General features: G+C 64.1%; 15 protein-coding genes. 4 read left to right on the forward strand and 11 right to left on the reverse strand.

The genetic code is table 11. The features are described from left to right. The first annotated feature begins 129 nt into the window (after positions 1-129). The gene (locus JQ604_RS34895; RefSeq protein WP_212365266.1) at positions 130-1452 is read left to right on the forward strand and encodes a dicarboxylate/amino acid:cation symporter; all 1323 of its coding nucleotides are present in this window, start codon (positions 130-132) and stop codon (positions 1450-1452) included. Between the two features lie 89 nt (positions 1453-1541). On the opposite strand, the gene JQ604_RS34900 is transcribed toward JQ604_RS34895, so the two are convergent. Next, positions 1542-1865, reverse strand: coding sequence for a hypothetical protein (locus JQ604_RS34900; protein ID WP_212365267.1), 324 nt, complete (start codon positions 1863-1865; stop codon positions 1542-1544). Between the two features lie 594 nt (positions 1866-2459). Between JQ604_RS34900 and JQ604_RS34905 the strand changes: the two genes are divergently transcribed. After that, on the forward strand, positions 2460-2855 hold the full coding sequence (locus JQ604_RS34905; protein ID WP_016844123.1) for a helix-turn-helix domain-containing protein: 396 nt from the start codon (positions 2460-2462) through the stop codon (positions 2853-2855). 67 nt (positions 2856-2922) lie between these two features. Here the strand turns inward: JQ604_RS34905 and JQ604_RS34910 are convergent, their stop codons facing one another. Both JQ604_RS34910 and JQ604_RS34915 read right to left on the reverse strand, forming a co-directional pair. Continuing rightward, a complete protein-coding gene (locus JQ604_RS34910) occupies positions 2923-4605 on the reverse strand; it encodes an FAD-dependent oxidoreductase (RefSeq protein ID WP_212365268.1) in 1683 nt (560 codons plus the stop codon). A 55-nt stretch (positions 4606-4660) separates the two neighbouring features. Continuing rightward, the gene (locus tag JQ604_RS34915; RefSeq protein WP_212365269.1) at positions 4661-5644 is read right to left on the reverse strand and encodes a Bug family tripartite tricarboxylate transporter substrate binding protein; all 984 of its coding nucleotides are present in this window, start codon (positions 5642-5644) and stop codon (positions 4661-4663) included. Positions 5645-6055: 411 nt separating this feature from the next. On the opposite strand from JQ604_RS34915, the gene JQ604_RS34920 reads away from it, so the two are divergent. Continuing rightward, positions 6056-6361: a hypothetical protein gene (locus JQ604_RS34920; RefSeq protein ID WP_212365270.1), complete on the forward strand. Its 306-nt coding sequence runs from the start codon at positions 6056-6058 to the stop codon at positions 6359-6361. A 289-nt stretch (positions 6362-6650) separates the two neighbouring features. Next, positions 6651-6812 carry a hypothetical protein gene (locus tag JQ604_RS34925; RefSeq protein WP_212365271.1) on the forward strand — a complete coding sequence of 54 codons (162 nt, stop codon included), beginning with the start codon at positions 6651-6653 and terminating at the stop codon, positions 6810-6812. On the opposite strand, the gene JQ604_RS34930 is transcribed toward JQ604_RS34925, so the two are convergent. From JQ604_RS34930 to JQ604_RS34965, 8 genes are all read right to left on the reverse strand, one after another. Beyond that, a complete protein-coding gene (locus JQ604_RS34930) occupies positions 6809-7891 on the reverse strand; it encodes an isocitrate/isopropylmalate dehydrogenase family protein (RefSeq protein WP_212365272.1) in 1083 nt (360 codons plus the stop codon). The genes JQ604_RS34925 and JQ604_RS34930 overlap by 4 nt on opposite strands. Positions 7892-8036: 145 nt before the next feature. Next, entirely contained in the window at positions 8037-9107 is a 1071-nt protein-coding gene (locus JQ604_RS34935; RefSeq protein ID WP_212365273.1) for an alcohol dehydrogenase, read from the reverse strand. Between the two features lie 41 nt (positions 9108-9148). Next, entirely contained in the window at positions 9149-10132 is a 984-nt protein-coding gene (locus tag JQ604_RS34940) for an ABC transporter ATP-binding protein (protein ID WP_433996316.1), read from the reverse strand. Next, positions 10129-11121 (reverse strand): ABC transporter ATP-binding protein, encoded by a 993-nt coding sequence (locus JQ604_RS34945; protein WP_212365274.1) that lies wholly within the window; start codon positions 11119-11121, stop codon positions 10129-10131. Before JQ604_RS34945 ends, JQ604_RS34940 begins: the two co-directional genes overlap by 4 nt. After that, on the reverse strand, positions 11118-11987 hold the full coding sequence (locus JQ604_RS34950) for an ABC transporter permease (protein WP_212365275.1): 870 nt from the start codon (positions 11985-11987) through the stop codon (positions 11118-11120). The genes JQ604_RS34945 and JQ604_RS34950 overlap by 4 nt, the downstream gene beginning before the upstream one ends. Continuing rightward, complete coding sequence (locus tag JQ604_RS34955; RefSeq protein ID WP_212365276.1) at positions 11974-12924, reverse strand: ABC transporter permease; 951 nt, start codon at positions 12922-12924, stop codon at positions 11974-11976. The genes JQ604_RS34950 and JQ604_RS34955 overlap by 14 nt, the downstream gene beginning before the upstream one ends. Before the next feature lie 6 nt (positions 12925-12930). Then, positions 12931-14475 (reverse strand): ABC transporter substrate-binding protein, encoded by a 1545-nt coding sequence (locus JQ604_RS34960; protein ID WP_249159106.1) that lies wholly within the window; start codon positions 14473-14475, stop codon positions 12931-12933. Between the two features lie 125 nt (positions 14476-14600). After that, positions 14601-15797, reverse strand: a complete 1197-nt coding sequence (locus JQ604_RS34965) for a CaiB/BaiF CoA transferase family protein (protein ID WP_433996317.1) — start codon at positions 15795-15797, stop codon at positions 14601-14603. Between the last annotated feature and the right edge of the window lie 55 nt (positions 15798-15852).

Here is a 15852-nt window from a genome sequence, read left to right on the forward strand (position 1 = left end):
GCCGCAAATTTGGGCAGCCGCGCGTCGCCGGGGCCGGATTCGCGCACGTCCTGATGCGACATTTTGGCACGCAAGTTGCTACGTGATCCGGGGTTCGGGCTCGACCGGCATCATGGGGGAGTAGCAGTCATGTCGACCATCACCGCGGAAGCCGCCACCGAGGCGCGCAAGCCGCTTTACACGTCCTTGTTCGTCCAGGTGCTGGCGGCGCTGGTGCTCGGCATCGTGCTCGGCATGGCCGCGCCCGACTTTGCCGTCGGCTTGAAGATCCTCAGCGACGCCTTCCTCAAGCTGATCTCGATGATCGTGGCGCCGATCGTGTTCTGCGTCGTGGTGCACGGCATTGCCGGCGCCGGCGATCTCAAGAAGGTCGGGCGCGTCGGCGTCAAGGCGCTGGTCTATTTCGAGGCGATGACGACGGTCGCGCTGATCGTCGGCCTGCTGCTCGCCTATCTCTTTGGGCCGGGCCACGGCATGAACATCGACACCGCGACGCTGGATGCCAAGGCGCTCGGCTCCTATGCCGACAATGCGCACAAGCTGCAGGGCGGCGGCATCGGCTCGTTCCTGATGAACATCATCCCGACCACCTCGTTCGACGCGCTGGCGCGCAACGACGTGCTGCAGGTCTTGTTCTTCGCCATCATCTTCGGCACCAGCCTGGCGCTGGTCGGCGGCGAGAAGGGCGAGAAGATCACCTCCTTCATCGACGCGGCCTCGACCGTGCTGTTCCGCGCCATGGGCCTGATCGTGCGCGTCGCCCCGCTCGGCGTGCTCGGCGCGGTCGCCTACACCGTCGGCAAATACGGCGTCGGCTCGCTGAAGCAGCTGCTGTCGCTGGTCATGCTGTTCTACGTCTCGCTGGCGATCTTCGTGCTCGGCGTGCTCGGCGGGGTGCTGGCGCTCGCCGGCGTCAACATCCTCAAATTCCTCGGCTACCTGCGCGAGGAACTGATGATCGTGCTGGCGACCGCCTCGTCCGACGCCGTGCTGCCGCAGATCATGAAGAAGCTGGAGGCGCTCGGCGTCAAGAAGTCGGTGGTCGGGCTCGTGATCCCGACCGGCTACTCCTTCAACCTCGACGCCTTCTCGATCTACCTGACGCTGGCGGTGGTGTTCATCGCGCAGGCCACCAACACGCCGCTGTCGTTCGGCGACCTCTTGCTGGTGCTCGGGGTCTCGCTGATCACCTCCAAGGGCGCGCATGGCGTGCCCGGTTCGGCGATCGTGATCCTGGCGGCGACGCTGAACGCGGTGCCCAGCATCCCCGCCATCGGTCTCGTGCTGGTGCTGTCGGTCGACTGGTTCATCGGCATGGCGCGCGCGCTCGGCAATCTGATCGGCAACTGCGTCGCCACCGTCGTGGTCGCGGCCTGGGAAGGCGATCTCGACCGCGACCAGGCGCACCGCGTGCTCGACGGTGCCGAGACCGTCGACGTCACCGCCGGTTGAATCAAGCAAAGCCGTCGCGGATCCGGCAAACGCGGACCAGACAAAAACGCCCCGCGGGCTGCGCGGGGCGTTTTGGTTTGAGGGACCGCCTACTTCACCAGCTTCAGGTACGGCGGCAGCCGTCTGGTCAGGGCGGGAGGCGGCGGCTCCGGCGCTTGGTGCTCCTCGGACATCATGTCGCAGAGCGCCTTCAACTCGCCGTCCGTGACCTTGTGCAGTTCCATCCGCAGTTCGAGGATGGCGAGCGACAACAGCTGTGCGGTCTCGGCACTCGCCTTGTCGAGCAAAAAGGCCCGGCATTCTTCCAACGTCGCCAACAGCGACAGCAATCGTTCTTCAGTATTTGCGACCGGCATGTTCCCCATTCCCGAACTCGCCAGATAAATCCGAGGCGTTCCCGATTTACGTTTCATAGGCCTCTCCACCAATATTACACGCTGTGGTCGGGCAATCAGTATAGTTCCTGATGATCAAGAACTTTTGAGCAATTGTCCAGCAACAATCGGACAAGCGAATCCGGGCGCGGCCGGTCACAATCGATGCTGTATTTCATCAAATATGACCGGCACTACCGTGTCGGGATGTTTCGACCTTGGGTAGCTCACCATCAAGGGTTGCATCCGTCATTCCGCGCCCGTAAGATCAGTGCGTCGCGCCAGCTCCGTAGAAATACTGGTTTGGCCGGCGAATAGCCGCGGTAAGCATGCAGGCAAAATCTGTGGCGATCAAACTCGCGCTAGTTGTGTATCGGCCAATATTTTGCCAAATGTACTGGGCGAGATATCCTCGGGTATCTCGGACATCAGCGACTTTAGGTAGTTGAGGGTGTCGGTATCCGGGTGTATCCACTGCGCGCATGCGTTTGGATGCCATCCCGAGATCTCTTGGATGTCCGTGGTTCTGACTGAACGAACTGAACGGTCCAAAGGAACTTTAACGCGGTACATTATGGACGAATCCCTGACGCATCCGCTCAGGGATTCCCGATTGAAGGACGGGTCACCAGAATGAACAGATCAGCAGCAAAGAAGATGAAACAGCGCAGTGCCGGCAAGCCGGACATTGAGTTGGGCAAGCGCATTCGCCTGCGCCGTGTGGAGCAGAAGATCTCCCAGGCCGAGCTCGGCGACAAGCTTGGTGTCAGCTTCCAGCAGGTCCAGAAGTACGAGAAGGGCGTCAACCGCGTTGGCGCAGCCCGCCTGCAGCAGATCGCGACCGCGCTCGACGTGCCGGTCACCTTCTTCTACGACGGCGACAACAAGGCCCGCGAGGTCGAGAGCCTGCTGTTCCTCGACAGCGCGTTCAGCCTGCGCCTGCTGCGCGCCTACAGCAAGATCAAGGACCAGACCGTGCAACGCCAGCTGGTGTCCTTGATGGAATCGATTGCCGCCAACGAGGACTAATCGTTCGCGAGCATGATCCGGAAAAGTGCGAAGCGGTTTTCCGGAAAGATCATGCTCAAAACGAAAACTAAGGCGCGATCCCGATCGCGCTTTGGCTGGCAGCCCCGCGCGCCCGGTCGATCAGCGCAAGCGAGTCGACCGGAGGGTGTTTGCCGCGCCAGGCGACGACCTGGTCCGGTCGCGACAGGATCAGAGCGCTGCCGTCATCGATGGCGGCGCTTTTGTTTTGCAAATCGCTTTGACTTTGAAGGTCGAGAACCCTGAGCGGCACACCGCGACGTTCGGCCGCGGCCACGAGCGACGTGACGTCGATCGCGGCATCAAGCCGCAGCAGCGTGAATTCCGGCCCCATCGCATCGTAAAGCGAGCCGCCGTCCGCCATCGCCACATGCGGCGTACGGCAGCCCGGCACGGTCGACGGCGTGTAGCTGTTCATCGTGTAGGCGGGATGCACGGCGCCGTCATAGGCAATGATCGGCGAGCGATCATAGTAGCTGCCGAAATTGAGACCTGCGGCGGCATATTGCTGCACGTTGATCTCATAGGTCAGCCGGCCGACCGCCGCGCGCACGACATCGCCGTCCGGCCCCTCCTCCTCGATCTCGGCCGGCACCGCGCCGCGGCGGCGGATCTCGGCCTCCGCATGCGACATCGCGAATTTCGAGACCTGGCTTGTGATCGGCAAGCGCTCGGCCTCGTAGGCATCGAGGATCGCAGCCGGCGCCCAGCCGTTGAGATGCGCCGCCAGCAGCCATGACAGGTTCATCGCATCCGCAATGCCCGCATTCATGCCGTAGCCGGCATAGGGCACCCAGATATGCGCCGCGTCGCCGGCGATGAACGCGCAGCGATGACGGAAGCGGCTGGCGATCAGGCGGCGGCCGTACCAGTCCTCCTTCGACAGCATCTCGTATTTGAAATCAGCATCGACGCCGAGGATGGTGCGCAAGGACGCATCGCGGTCGACGTCCTCGAAATCGCCCTCCCCCGGCTTCATGTAATTGTGCACCAGCCAGCGCTCGCGTCCGTCGATCGCATAGACCATGCCGGAGCGGCGCGGATTGATCGCACCCGTCCCCCAGGCGCGCTCGCATCGTTGCAGATCGATCAGGCCGGGCGCGCTGATATAGGTCGACTGCACACGCTGGATCACGGCATCGCCTTCGAACTCCGCGCCGATCGCCTTGCGCACGATCGAGCGCGCGCCGTCGCAGCCGATCAGGAAGCGGCACTCGAGGGACGTGATCGTGCCGGTGTCGAGATCGCGCAAGTCCACGCGCGCGCCGGTGTCCTCGATCACGACATTGTCGACTGATGTTCGGTTGACGATGCGGATGCGCGGTTGAGCGGCGGCGTGCGCAAACAGGATCGGCTCGAGAAAAATCTGGTTGATCCGGTGCGGCGGCTCCGGCGTCGGCCAGTTGCAATCGGGTCCATCTCTGGCCGTGAAGCGGTCGCGGCGGCAGGGGATCTTGATCCGTGTCAGCTCCTGTCCGGTGAAGGAGGTGCGGTAGCTGACGTCGTGCGGATAGTCCGCGGGCAATCCGGCGTTGCGCACCTTGTCGGCAAGGCCAAGCCGCCGGAATATCTCCATCGTGCGCGCGGCGACGTGATTGCATTTCGGCTCGGGCGGTGCGGCTGGCGCGCGCGTCTCGACGACGGTCACGTCGATGCCGCGCCAAGCCAGATCAATCGCGAGCGTGAGCCCCACCGGTCCGGCACCGACGATGAGGACGTTGGCGTCGGTCATGGCTTGAAGACTTCCTTGCAGGCTTCCATCGCCGGACCCGTACATTAAATTGTTGTTATTCGATGTCGGCGCCGGAATTTTTCACGATCACGGCCCAGCGGTCGACTTCTGCCTTGATGTAGGCGGCAAAACTATCGGGTGTCGATGGCGGCAAGAGTTCGAGCGACAGCGTCTTCAGCCGCTCGCGCGTTGCGGGATCGGCGACCAGCCTGCCGATCTCACCGGCGAGCCGGTCGACGATCACCTTCGGCGTATGCGCCGGCGCGACCACCCCCTGCCAGGCGACCAGCTCGAAGCCGGGCAGACCGCTTTCGGCGATGGTCGGGATATCGGGCGCGGCCGCGACGCGCTTCGGCGTGGTGACGCCGAGCACCCTCACCTTGCCCTCGTGGATCTGCTGCAGCGCCGGCTGCAGATCGACCATCATGAAGGGGATGTGGCCGGCGACGACGTCCTGCATCGCCGCGACGCTGCCACGATAGGGCACGTGGCGGATGTCGATCCTGGCAGCCGCCTTCAGCATCTCGGCACCGAGATGCTGCGGGCTGCCGTTGCCGGCCGAGCCATAGGCGAGGCCCGGCCTCGACTTCGCATAGGCGATGAATTCGGCGAGAGACTTCACCGGAAGCGACGGATTGACGATCAGCGCAAAAGGCACGCCGGCGACCAATCCCACGGCGGCGAAATCCGTCACGGGATCATAAGGCAGCTTCCTGTAGAGCGTCTTGTTGATCGCGAGCGTCGTCGATGTCGCCATCAGCAGCGTGTAGCCGTCTGGATCGGATTTCGCGACCTGCTCGGCGCCGAGCGTGGTGCCGGCGCCGGGCTTGTTCTCGACAATCACGGTGGCGTTCAGGCCGGTCTTGATCTGGTCGGCGACCAGGCGCCCAAGCAGGTCCGTGGTGCCGCCGGCCGGATAGGGCACGATCATCTTGATGGTGCGGCTCGGATAGTCGCCTTGCGCCAGGGCCGGCAGACCGGCCAGCAGCGCCAGCGCGCCGCCACTGCCCGCGATGAGTCTCCGGCGTGTCAATGGCATGGCGTTTCCTGTTTTTTCTTGGGCTAGACCCTCGTTCCGACTAAATCGGAACGGGAATCCAGATTCTTGTTTTGACACGTTTTCTTCACGCGAACCGGTGTCCACTTCGCTGGAAAACGCTTTTTGTTGCGAACGACAATAGCGCCGAAGGCGATATATCAAAGGAGACAAAAGTCCAAATCGGGCGCAGAAGGGTCGTGGATTTTGTGGCGATAAAGCGGCCGCGTGACGAAACCAGCGCGCAGCGGATCCGCGAGCTGTCGCGCGGCTGAATGTCGCCTCGACAGCGAACAGCGCGAATAGCGGCGCTGAAATGCGGTTTGTATCGACGTTCTCCGCGTGTCCGTCGATTTGTCGCAGCAACGGAAACGCTGCGCTGCTGTTATGCAGTCTCCAACCAAGGAGACTGCAATGAACTTCAAGCTTGCCATGATCGGACTGGCCGCGTTCGGAAGCGCCGCGCTGATGTCTGTTACGGCCTCGGCGATGCCGAATGGATTGCCACAGGCCGGCCACATCGCGGGCGAAACATCCGGCGTCGAGAAGGTGCGCTGGGCCTGTAATTCCTGGGGCCGCTGCCACTGGCAGCCGAACGCCTACCGCTCATTCGGCTATTACGGCCCGCCGCGCCATCATGGCTGGCATCACCGGCACCATCATCATCCGCGGCCGCACCACCACGGGCATCACCACCGCGGGCACGGGCACTATCGCTGATCCCTTATGAGGGGGCCAAAAGCCCCCTCAACTGCCCAAAGCGCGATGAGATAAGGTTGAATCGTCATCGCGCTTTAGCTCTTTGTTTGAGCATGATCTTTTCGGAAAACCGCTGCACACTTTTCCGGATCATGCTCTGGCTCGCCGTTCCTATGGCTTTCCTATACGCGGTGCCACGCCGCTTATCCCGCGGCTATAAAGCAGGCCGCTCGCTCCAATTGAACGCTTCGTAAGCAAGGCGCATCTGTCGTGCAGACATTGATCACGCCACCTGCTTACGAGCAAAACGATGAGCGACACCCAGACCAACACGACGGACAGGACCTACGCCGGAAACCGCCGGCTGACCGATATCCGCAACTGGTCCAGCGGGACCGAGAATCCCTATTCGCCGGTCCTGTCGATCGGACTGTTGTTGCTGGTCGGCGTGGCCGTCAAGTTCATCCACTAGATTGCTGCGATCACGGCCTTCGCGATATCGGCGGTGCCGTTCTTGCCGCCGAATTCGAACGGCTTGATGCCGTCGGCATAGACCTTGTCGACGGCGCGATCGATCCGCTCGCCGGCCTCGGCTGCGCTTTCCAGCCCGTGCTTGTCGGCGAGCCAGTCCAGCATCATCGCCACCGACAGGATCATCGCGGTCGGGTTGGCCTTGCCCTGCCCCATGATATCGGGCGCGGTGCCGTGGCACGGCTGGAACACCGCGTACTTGTCGCCGATGTCGGCCGACGGTGCCATGCCCATGCCGCCGATCAGGCCGGCGGTGAGATCGGACAGGATGTCGCCGAACATGTTCTCTGTGACCATCACGTCGAAATCCCAGGGACGCTTGACCAGCGCGGCCGCGGTCGCGTCGATATAGAGATGATCGGCCTTGACGCCGGGATGGCGCCTGGCGGTCTCGTCGAAGATGTTGCGGAAGAACGCAAAGGCCTTGAACACGTTTGCCTTGTCGACGCAGGTCAGTCCGCCATTGGCGCGGCCGCGCGCCTTGCGGCGCTCGGCGAGGCGGAACGAGAATTCGAACAGGCGCTCCGACGTGTGGCGCGTGATCACCATGGTCTCGCGCGCCTCGCTGTCGGTGACGACGCCCTTGCCCATCGAGGCGAACAGGCCTTCGGTGGACTCGCGGATCACGACGAGGTCGATGCCCTTCTGGTCGGCGCCGACGATCGAGCTCGCGACGCCCGGAATCAGCCGCGCCGGGCGCACGCCGGCGTAGAGATCGAAGATCATGCGCAGCTCGATCTGCGGCGCGATCTCGGTATTGTCGGGATAGCGGATCGACGGCAGGCCGCAGGCGCCGAGCAGGATCGCATCCGCCTCCTCGCACAGCTTGATCGTTGAATCCGGCATCGACTTGCCGGTTTCCTTGTAATGCGTGGCGCCGGCCGCGGCCTCGGTGAAGCGGAATTTCAGATCCGTCGTCGCCTCCACCTTGCGCAACACCTCGAGCGCCGGCGCCATCACCTCGGGACCGATGCCGTCGCCACCGAGGACGGCGATGTGGAGAGCGTTGTTGGCGGACATGGGATTCCTTATCGAGTGGTTTGTGGTCAATATCTAGAAGTACGTCATGCCCGGCCTTGTGCCGGGCATCCACGTCTTGACTGCGGTACCAAAAGCAAGACGTGGATGGCCGGGACAAGCCCGGCCATGACGGGTGTGATGTTTCTTACGGCGTCAACACGGCACGGCCGACCAGCTTGCCGTCGTGCAGGGCGTGCAGCGCGTCATTGGCTTTCCCAAGCGGCATCGTCGTCACCGGGATTGCCGGAATCTTCTTCGAACGCACCAGGTCCAACAACTCCTGCGTCTCGCGGAGATTGCCGACATAGCTGCCCTGAATGGTGACCGCCTTGATCGGGATCAGCGGCAGCGCCCAGGTCGCGCCGCCGCCGAACAGGCCGACGATCACGAGCTTGCCGCCCTTGGTCAGGCAATCAAAACCAAGTTGCGTGGTCTGGGCGTTGCCGACCAGGTCGATCGCGGCGCGGATCGGCTGGCCCGCCTTCTTCATCAGCTGCTCCAGCGCATCCGGCGCCTTGCCGTCGACGGTGGCGAGCGCGCCGGCCGCCTCCGCGGCCTCGCGCTTCCTGGCGTCGATATCGACCACGATGGCGCCCTTGCCGCCCATCGCCTTGAGCAGCGACAGCGCCATCAGGCCGAGGCCGCCGGCGCCAAAGATCACGATCGGGGTGTCGAAATCCTTCTCGACCTTCTTCAACGCGCTGTAGGTGGTGACACCCGAGCAGGCGTAAGGCGCGGCCGTGACGGGATCGAGTCCCTTCAGGTTCAACAGATACTTCGGATGCGGCACCGTCATGTGATCGGCATAGCCGCCGTCGCAGTAGACGCCGAGCGAATTCGGCTTGATCGCGCACATGTTCTCGTCGCCGGCCAGACAGGTCGGGCATTTGCCGCAGCCGAGCCAGGGATAGGCCAGCGCAACGTCGCCGATCCTGAGGTCGCCCTTGTCGCTGTCCTTCACATCGGGTCCGAAGGCTGCGACCTCGCCGACCGTCTCATGCCCCATCGTGCGCGGCAGCGAGACGCCGCGATCCTTCAATGACAGCGGCTTGCGGCCATGGCCGAGATCGTAGCCGCCTTCCCAGATGTGCAAATCGCTGTGGCAGACACCGGCGGCCTTGACCTTGATCAGCACCTGCGTGCCCGACGGTTGCGGCGTCGGCTGATCGACCTCTTTCAGCGGCGCTTTGAAATCGACGACCTGAAAGCTCTTCATCGCTGTTCTCCCGAGTTTTTATTCTTGGCTAGCGGTTTAGGCTAGATCAGCGGATGATGGCAAGCCGCGGACTGGCCGGGCGCGACCGTGCGCAATTCTGGCACCTCGGCCGCGCAGCGCGCATCGGCCCGCGGACAGCGGGTGCGGAAACGGCAGCCGGAGGGCGGTGCGATCGGCGACGGCGGCTCGCCGACGGCGACGCTCTCGGTGGGACGGACGTCCGGATCGGGCACCGGGATCGCCTCGAGCAGCAGCGCGGTATAGGGATGCGCGGGCGTTGCAAACAGCTGTTCGGACGGCCCGACCTCGCAGAGCCGGCCGAGATACATCACCGCGACACGGTCGCTGACCGCCTTCACGACGGCGAGATCGTGGGCGATGAACAAGAGCGTCAGGCCGTAGCGCGCCTTCATCTCCTCCAGCAAATTGAGGATCTGGGCGCGGATCGAGACGTCGAGCGCGGACACCGGCTCGTCGCAGATGACGAAATCGGGATTGAGCACCAGTGCGCGGGCAATGCAGATGCGCTGGCATTGCCCGCCGGAGAATTCATGCGGCAATCGGTTGACGACCAGCGCGGGATCAAGACCGACCGCGGCCAGCACGTCGTGCACGGCCTGCCGGCGCTTGTCGGGATCCTTGACGCCCGAGATCACCAGCGGCTCGGCGACGATGTCGCCGATCCGCCGTCGCGGATTGAGCGAGGCGATCGGATCCTGGAAGATCAGCTGCACCCGGCGGCGCATCCGGCGCAGCGCGTCGCCATGCATGGCGGTGAGGTCGTGGCCGTCGAACAGCACCTTGCCCGACACCGCCTGCCGCAGCTGCAGCACCGCGCGTCCGAGCGTCGACTTGCCGCAGCCGGATTCACCGACCAGGCCGAGCGTCTCGCCGCGCGCGATGTCGAGGCTGACGTCGGAGACGGCGTGGACGGTCCTGCCGCCGACGGCATATTCGACGACGAGGTTTTCCACCTTCAACAGCGGTTCGGACGCCATCTGTTGCATGGCCAGCTGCTGCATCATGCCTCGACCCTCGCGCGGGTCTCGATCGGATGGAAGCAGGCATAGACATGCTCTGGCGTCTCGGCGGCGCTCAGCGCCGGCTTCTCGGTATTGCAGCGGCCGGCGGCGTAGCGGCAGCGCGGCGCGAACGAGCATCCCTTGAGCGGCCGGGTCGGATCGGGCGGGCGGCCCGAGATTGCAGGCAATGGCGTATGCGGCGCGGCATCGAGCTTCGGCAGCGCCGCCAGCAGCGCCTCGGTGTAGGGCATCCGCATCTGCTTGAACAACGCCGGCGTCGGCGCGCGCTCGACGACGCGGCCGGCATACATCACCGCGACCTCGTCGGTTCGTCCTGCGACGACGCCGAGATCATGGGTGATGATGATCATCGCCATGTGCCGCCGCTGCTGCTCGCGCGCCAAGAGATCGAGGATCTGCGCCTGGATGGTGACGTCGAGCGCGGTGGTCGGCTCGTCCGCGATCAGGAGCTTCGGCTCGCAGGACAGCGCGATTGCGATCGCGACGCGCTGGCGCATGCCGCCGGAGAGCTGGTGCGGATATTGCGCCAGCCGCTGCTCGGGCGCGGGAATGCCGACCGCCGCGAGCAGCTCGATGCTGCGCTTGCGCGCCTCGGCGAGATCGAGTTCGAGATGCTCCTGGATGGTCTCGATCAATTGCGTGCCGATGGTCAGCACCGGATTGAGCGAGGTCATGGGGTCCTGGAACACCACGGCGAGCGATTGCCCGCGAAGCTTGCGGAGCTTTTCCGGCGACAGCTGCGGCAGATCCTGGCCGTCGAACATCACCCGTCCCGAGAGTTTTGCCTTCTTCGGCAGCAGCTGCAGGATCGCGCGCGACAGCATGGTCTTGCCGCAGCCGGATTCCCCGACGATGCCGAGCGTGCGCCCGGCGCCGACGGAGAGATCGACATGATCGACCGCACGCAGGTTGCCGCGCGGGGTCGGCAGATCGACCACCGCATCCTGCACCGAGAGCAACGCGCCGCTCACAGCGCGCCCTGCCGAGGATCGGTCAGCGCACGCAGGGTGTCGCCGATCAGGTTGAACGACAGCACGGTGAGAAACATTGCGATCGCCGGGATGAAGGCCAGCCGCGGCGCGACGTCGAGACTTTCACGTCCCTCCCCGATCATGCTTCCCCAGCTCGAGATCGGCGGCGGCACGCCGAGGCCGAGGAAGGATAGCGCGCCCTCCACGACGATGGTGACGGCGACCGCCAGCAGGAAGAAGGCCAGCAGCGGCAGCAGCACGTTCGGCAACAATTCGCGCAGCAGGATGCGCGCATGTGTGGCGCCGAGCGCCTGCGCCGCGATGACGAATTCGCGCCGCGCCAGCGTCAAGGTCGCGGCGCGCGCGACTCGCATGAAGGCGGGAATGCCGAGCACGCCGAGGATGCAGGTGAGATGGAAGATCGACTGGCCGAGATAGGCGGTGACGGCGAGCGCCAGGATCAACGGCGGGAACGCCAGCAGCACATCCATGCTGCCGACCACGATGGATTCGAAGCGGCCGCGGAAATAGCCGGCGAGCATGCCGAGCGCGCCGCCGATGGTGAGCCCGATCACCGGCGCGAACAGCCCGACGATCAGCGAGATCCGCGCGCCATGGACCAGCCGCGACAGCTCGTCCCGACCGAAGCCGTCGGTGCCGAGCCAATGCTCGGCCGAGAACGGCGCCCGCTTCTCCAGCATGTCCATGTCGGTCGGGCTCGGCAGCGGCAGCACATCGGCGAGGATCGCAACCGCAAACACCAGCACCATCCAGCCCATCGCGAACCAGAACAGCAGGCCGAGCCGGCGTTTGCGGCGTGCCGGCTCCGCGGCCTGCTCGTCGAGGCTGAGCTCAAGCGTGGCCATGACGGATCCTCGGATCGAGCGCCGCATAGAGCAGGTCGACGATGAAATTCACGATGACGAAGCCGGCGGCGACCAAGAGCACCACCCCCTGCAGGATGATGAGGTCGCGGGTGTAGATCGCGCCGACCAGCAGGCGTCCGATGCCGGGCAGCGCAAACACGCTCTCGACGATCACGGTGCCGCCGATCAGGCGGCCGATATTGATGCCGGTGATCGTCACCAGCGTCAGCGACGACGGCTTCAGCGCGTGCACGAACAGGATGCGCGAGGGCTTCAGGCCCTTGGCCTTGGCGAGCGCGATGTAGTCCTCCTGCAGTGCTGCGATCATGTCCGAGCGCAGCACGCGCATGATGCCCGGCCATTCCGCCAGCGCCAAGGTCAGCGCGGGCAGGACCATGAAGCGCAGATTGGCGAGCGGATCCTCGGTGAACGGCACGTAGCCGGTCGCCGGCAGCCAGCGCAGCTCGACCGCGAACAGAAAGATCAGCAGGATCGCGGACAGGAACGTCGGCAGCGACAGCATGGCGAAGGCCGAGCCGGTCATGAAGCGGTCGAACGCGCTGCCGCTCTTCGCCGCGCAGGCGATCGCGAGCGGTACGCCGATCGCCAAGCCAATCAGCTCGGCCAGGATCATCAGCTCGAACGAGACCGGCACGCGCTCGGTCACGGCCTGCAGCACGGTTTGCCCGGTGCGGAAGGAACGGCCGAAATCGCCTTGCAGGATGTGGCCGAGCCAGCTGAGATAGCGCCACCAGATCGGCTGGTCGAGCCCCATGTCATGGCGCAGCGCGGCGACGTTCTCCGGCGTCGCCTGGTCGCCAAGGATCACGTAAGCGAGGTCACCCGGCAGCAGCGACGCGATCAGGAAAGTCAGCACCGAAACGGCGATCAGCACCGGCACGAGATACAGCAGCCGCCATGCGAGGAAGAACGCCATCCCGCGCTATTCCTTCCAGGCGCGCGATACGTCGATCATCCCGCTGTACATGTTCGGCAGGCCCTTCAGCTTCGCGCTCGATATCGCGTAGTAGGTGTTCTGGAAGGTCCAGAACCAGATCGCTTCCTTGTTGATCAGCCGGCTGATCTCGCAATAGTCCTCGATGCGCTTGCTCCGATCGGCGGTGACGCGCGCGCGTTCGAGCAGCTTGTCGAGTTCCGGATTGGAATAGTTGGCGAGCGCGACCGGGCTGCCGGTGTGAAAATTGGCGTACATCTGGATGTCAGGGTCGGCGAGATCGACGATCCGCCAGGGCGTCACCTGGAACTGACGCATGAAGGCGCGCGGCGGAATGGTCGCCTGATCCACCTGCTCGATCTCCATGTTGGCGCCGGCACGCTTCCAGAGCTGCTGCAGCACCTGTCCGTTGGCGCGACCGCGCGGGGTTGCGGTGAACAGCGTCTTGAACTCGACGGGCTTGCCGTACTCCTTGAGCAAGGCCTTCGCCTTCTCGAGATCCTCGGGCAATGCGCCGTCATCCTTGCACTTGACCCAGGAGCCGTCGCCATAGGGATTGCTGGCGGGCTTCGCGAGGCCATTGGTGATCGCCTGCGACCACTTCTTGCGGTCGAGCGCCATCACCATCGCCTGGCGAACGCGCAAATCATCGAACGGCGGCGTCTTCGTGTTGAAGGCGTAGACCTGCGCACCCGAACCGGCAAAGGTGTGCACGGTCAGCTTGGCATCCTTCTGTGCCTTCTGGATGTTGTCGGGATCGTATTCGTCATCCCAGATCAGGTCGACCTCGCCGGATTGCAGGCTCGCAAAGCGCGATTGGGCGTCAGGCAGCGGCTTGAGGATGATGCGGTCGAAATAGACCTTGTCCTTGTCCCAGTAGTCGGGATTCCTCTCCAGGACCAGGCGATCGCCGGCCGTCCACGATTTCAGGATATAGGGACCGCTGCCGACGGGATTGCGGTTGTAGTCGTCGCCCTTGGCCTTCCACGCTGTCGGCGAGTGAACCGCATTGTTCTGGCTCGGGTAGCTCACGATGGCGGGATAATTCACTCCGGGATCGGTGAGGTTGACGACCACTGTCAGTTCATCGGGCGCCTGAACATCCCTGACATTGGCGATGTAGAAGGCACAGCGGCACTTGTTCGCAGGATCCTTCTGGCGATCGAAATTCGCCTTGTAGGCCTCGGCATTGAACGGCGTTCCATCCTGGAATTTGACGCCGGGACGCAGCTTGAAGGTCCAGGTCTTGTAATCCTCGGAATGCGTCCAGGACAGCGCGAGCCTTGGTTGAGGCTCGCCCTTGGCGTCGAGATAGGTGAGCGTGTCGAAGATCGCGGACGACGCGGTCAATGCCGCAGTGTCATAGACGCCGACCTTCAATGGATCGAAACCGGGGATGTCGAGCTCGAGGCCGACGGTGATGCTGCCGCCCTGCTTTTGGGCGCTTGCGGGCATGATGGAGAGCGCCGCAGCAAATCCCGTCACAAGAAATATCTGCGCAAGCGCATGCGCGCGACCGGCTGCCTTCATCATGCCCTCTCCCAAGGTGAGCGACGTCCGGTGTTCACGGATCATCGTGTGATGAGCTGCGAGATTGTCCGGAATCATCACGCCCGGCAAGCCGGAAGAAAGTTGGCGGGTGATAAAGCCGCAGGGGATTATTCGCGCGCCGTCGCGTTGTCCGTGAACCTCGCGATCTCGTCGCCGCTCAATCCGATTTCTTTCAGATACGATAGCGTGTGCTCGCCGAGCGTCGACATCCGCGGCGCGGCTGCAACCTTCGCGCCCGACATGCGGAACGGCAGGTTCATCACCTTGAAGGTTCCACCGTCGTCCTGAACTTCGGCGAGCGCGCCGCGATGCGCGATTTGCGGATCGGCGAGCGCCTCACGCACCGTGCGATAGGCCGACGACGGCACGCCGTATTCGTTCAGCGCGGCGAGGCACTGCGCGGTGGTGACGCTGCGCGACCAGGCCTCGACGCCGTCCATCAGGCTCGCCCAGTTCTCCCGCCGATCGGAATATCTGGCGAAGCGCGGATCGGTGATCCACTCGGCGTGCCCGATCACTTGCATCAGGCTCTGGAACGTCTTCTCGCTGGCGATCGCGACCATCACATAGCCATCGGTGGTCTCACTCGGCCCGAACATCGGACGTTGTGTCGCCTTCACCTCGAATTGCGACCACTGCACTTCGTTCAGCGTCAGGCTCAACATCGATTCCAGCATGGAGACGTCGATGTGCTGGCCCTGGCCTGAGACGCTGCGCTGATAGAGCGCGGCCGAGATCGCGCCGAAGGCGTAGACGCCGGTCAGCACGTCGGCGTGGTAGATGCCGCAATAGTCGGGCCGGCTGCGGCCGGGCTGGTAGGCGAGATGCGCCATCTCGTAGCCGGAGGCAGCGTGGATGACCGGCGCATAGGCCGGCAGCTCGGCCGACGGCCCGGTCTGGCCGTAGCCGGAGATCGAGCAGAAGATCAGCCTTGGATTGATGTCGCGGATCGCCGCGTAGTCGAGCTTCAACCGCCGCATCACCCCGGGCCGGAAATTCTCCACCAGCACGTCGGCGGTGGCGATCAGCCGCCGCACCGCCTCGACGCCGGCCGGCGACTTCAGGTCCAGCACCATGCTGTTCTTGCCGACATTGAGCTGGCCGAAGGCGGTCGAGCAGTTGTTGCGGAGTGGCGGACGGGTGCGCATCGTCTCGCCCTCGGTGGTCTCGATCTTGATCACCTCGGCGCCCATGTCGGCGAGCATCCGCGTGCAATGAGGACCGGCGATCGTGGTCGAGAAATCGATCACGCGGAGCCCGCCGAAGCTTTGCGTCAAATTGCCCTTATTGTCGCCGGCCAGTATCTTGTCCAAGGCTCCCCTCCGCCGCGGTCGTATCACCCTGCCGCGTGGCGTGACG

It is taken from the genome of Bradyrhizobium jicamae (genome assembly GCF_018130695.1).
Classification (GTDB): domain Bacteria; phylum Pseudomonadota; class Alphaproteobacteria; order Rhizobiales; family Xanthobacteraceae; genus Bradyrhizobium; species Bradyrhizobium jicamae_B.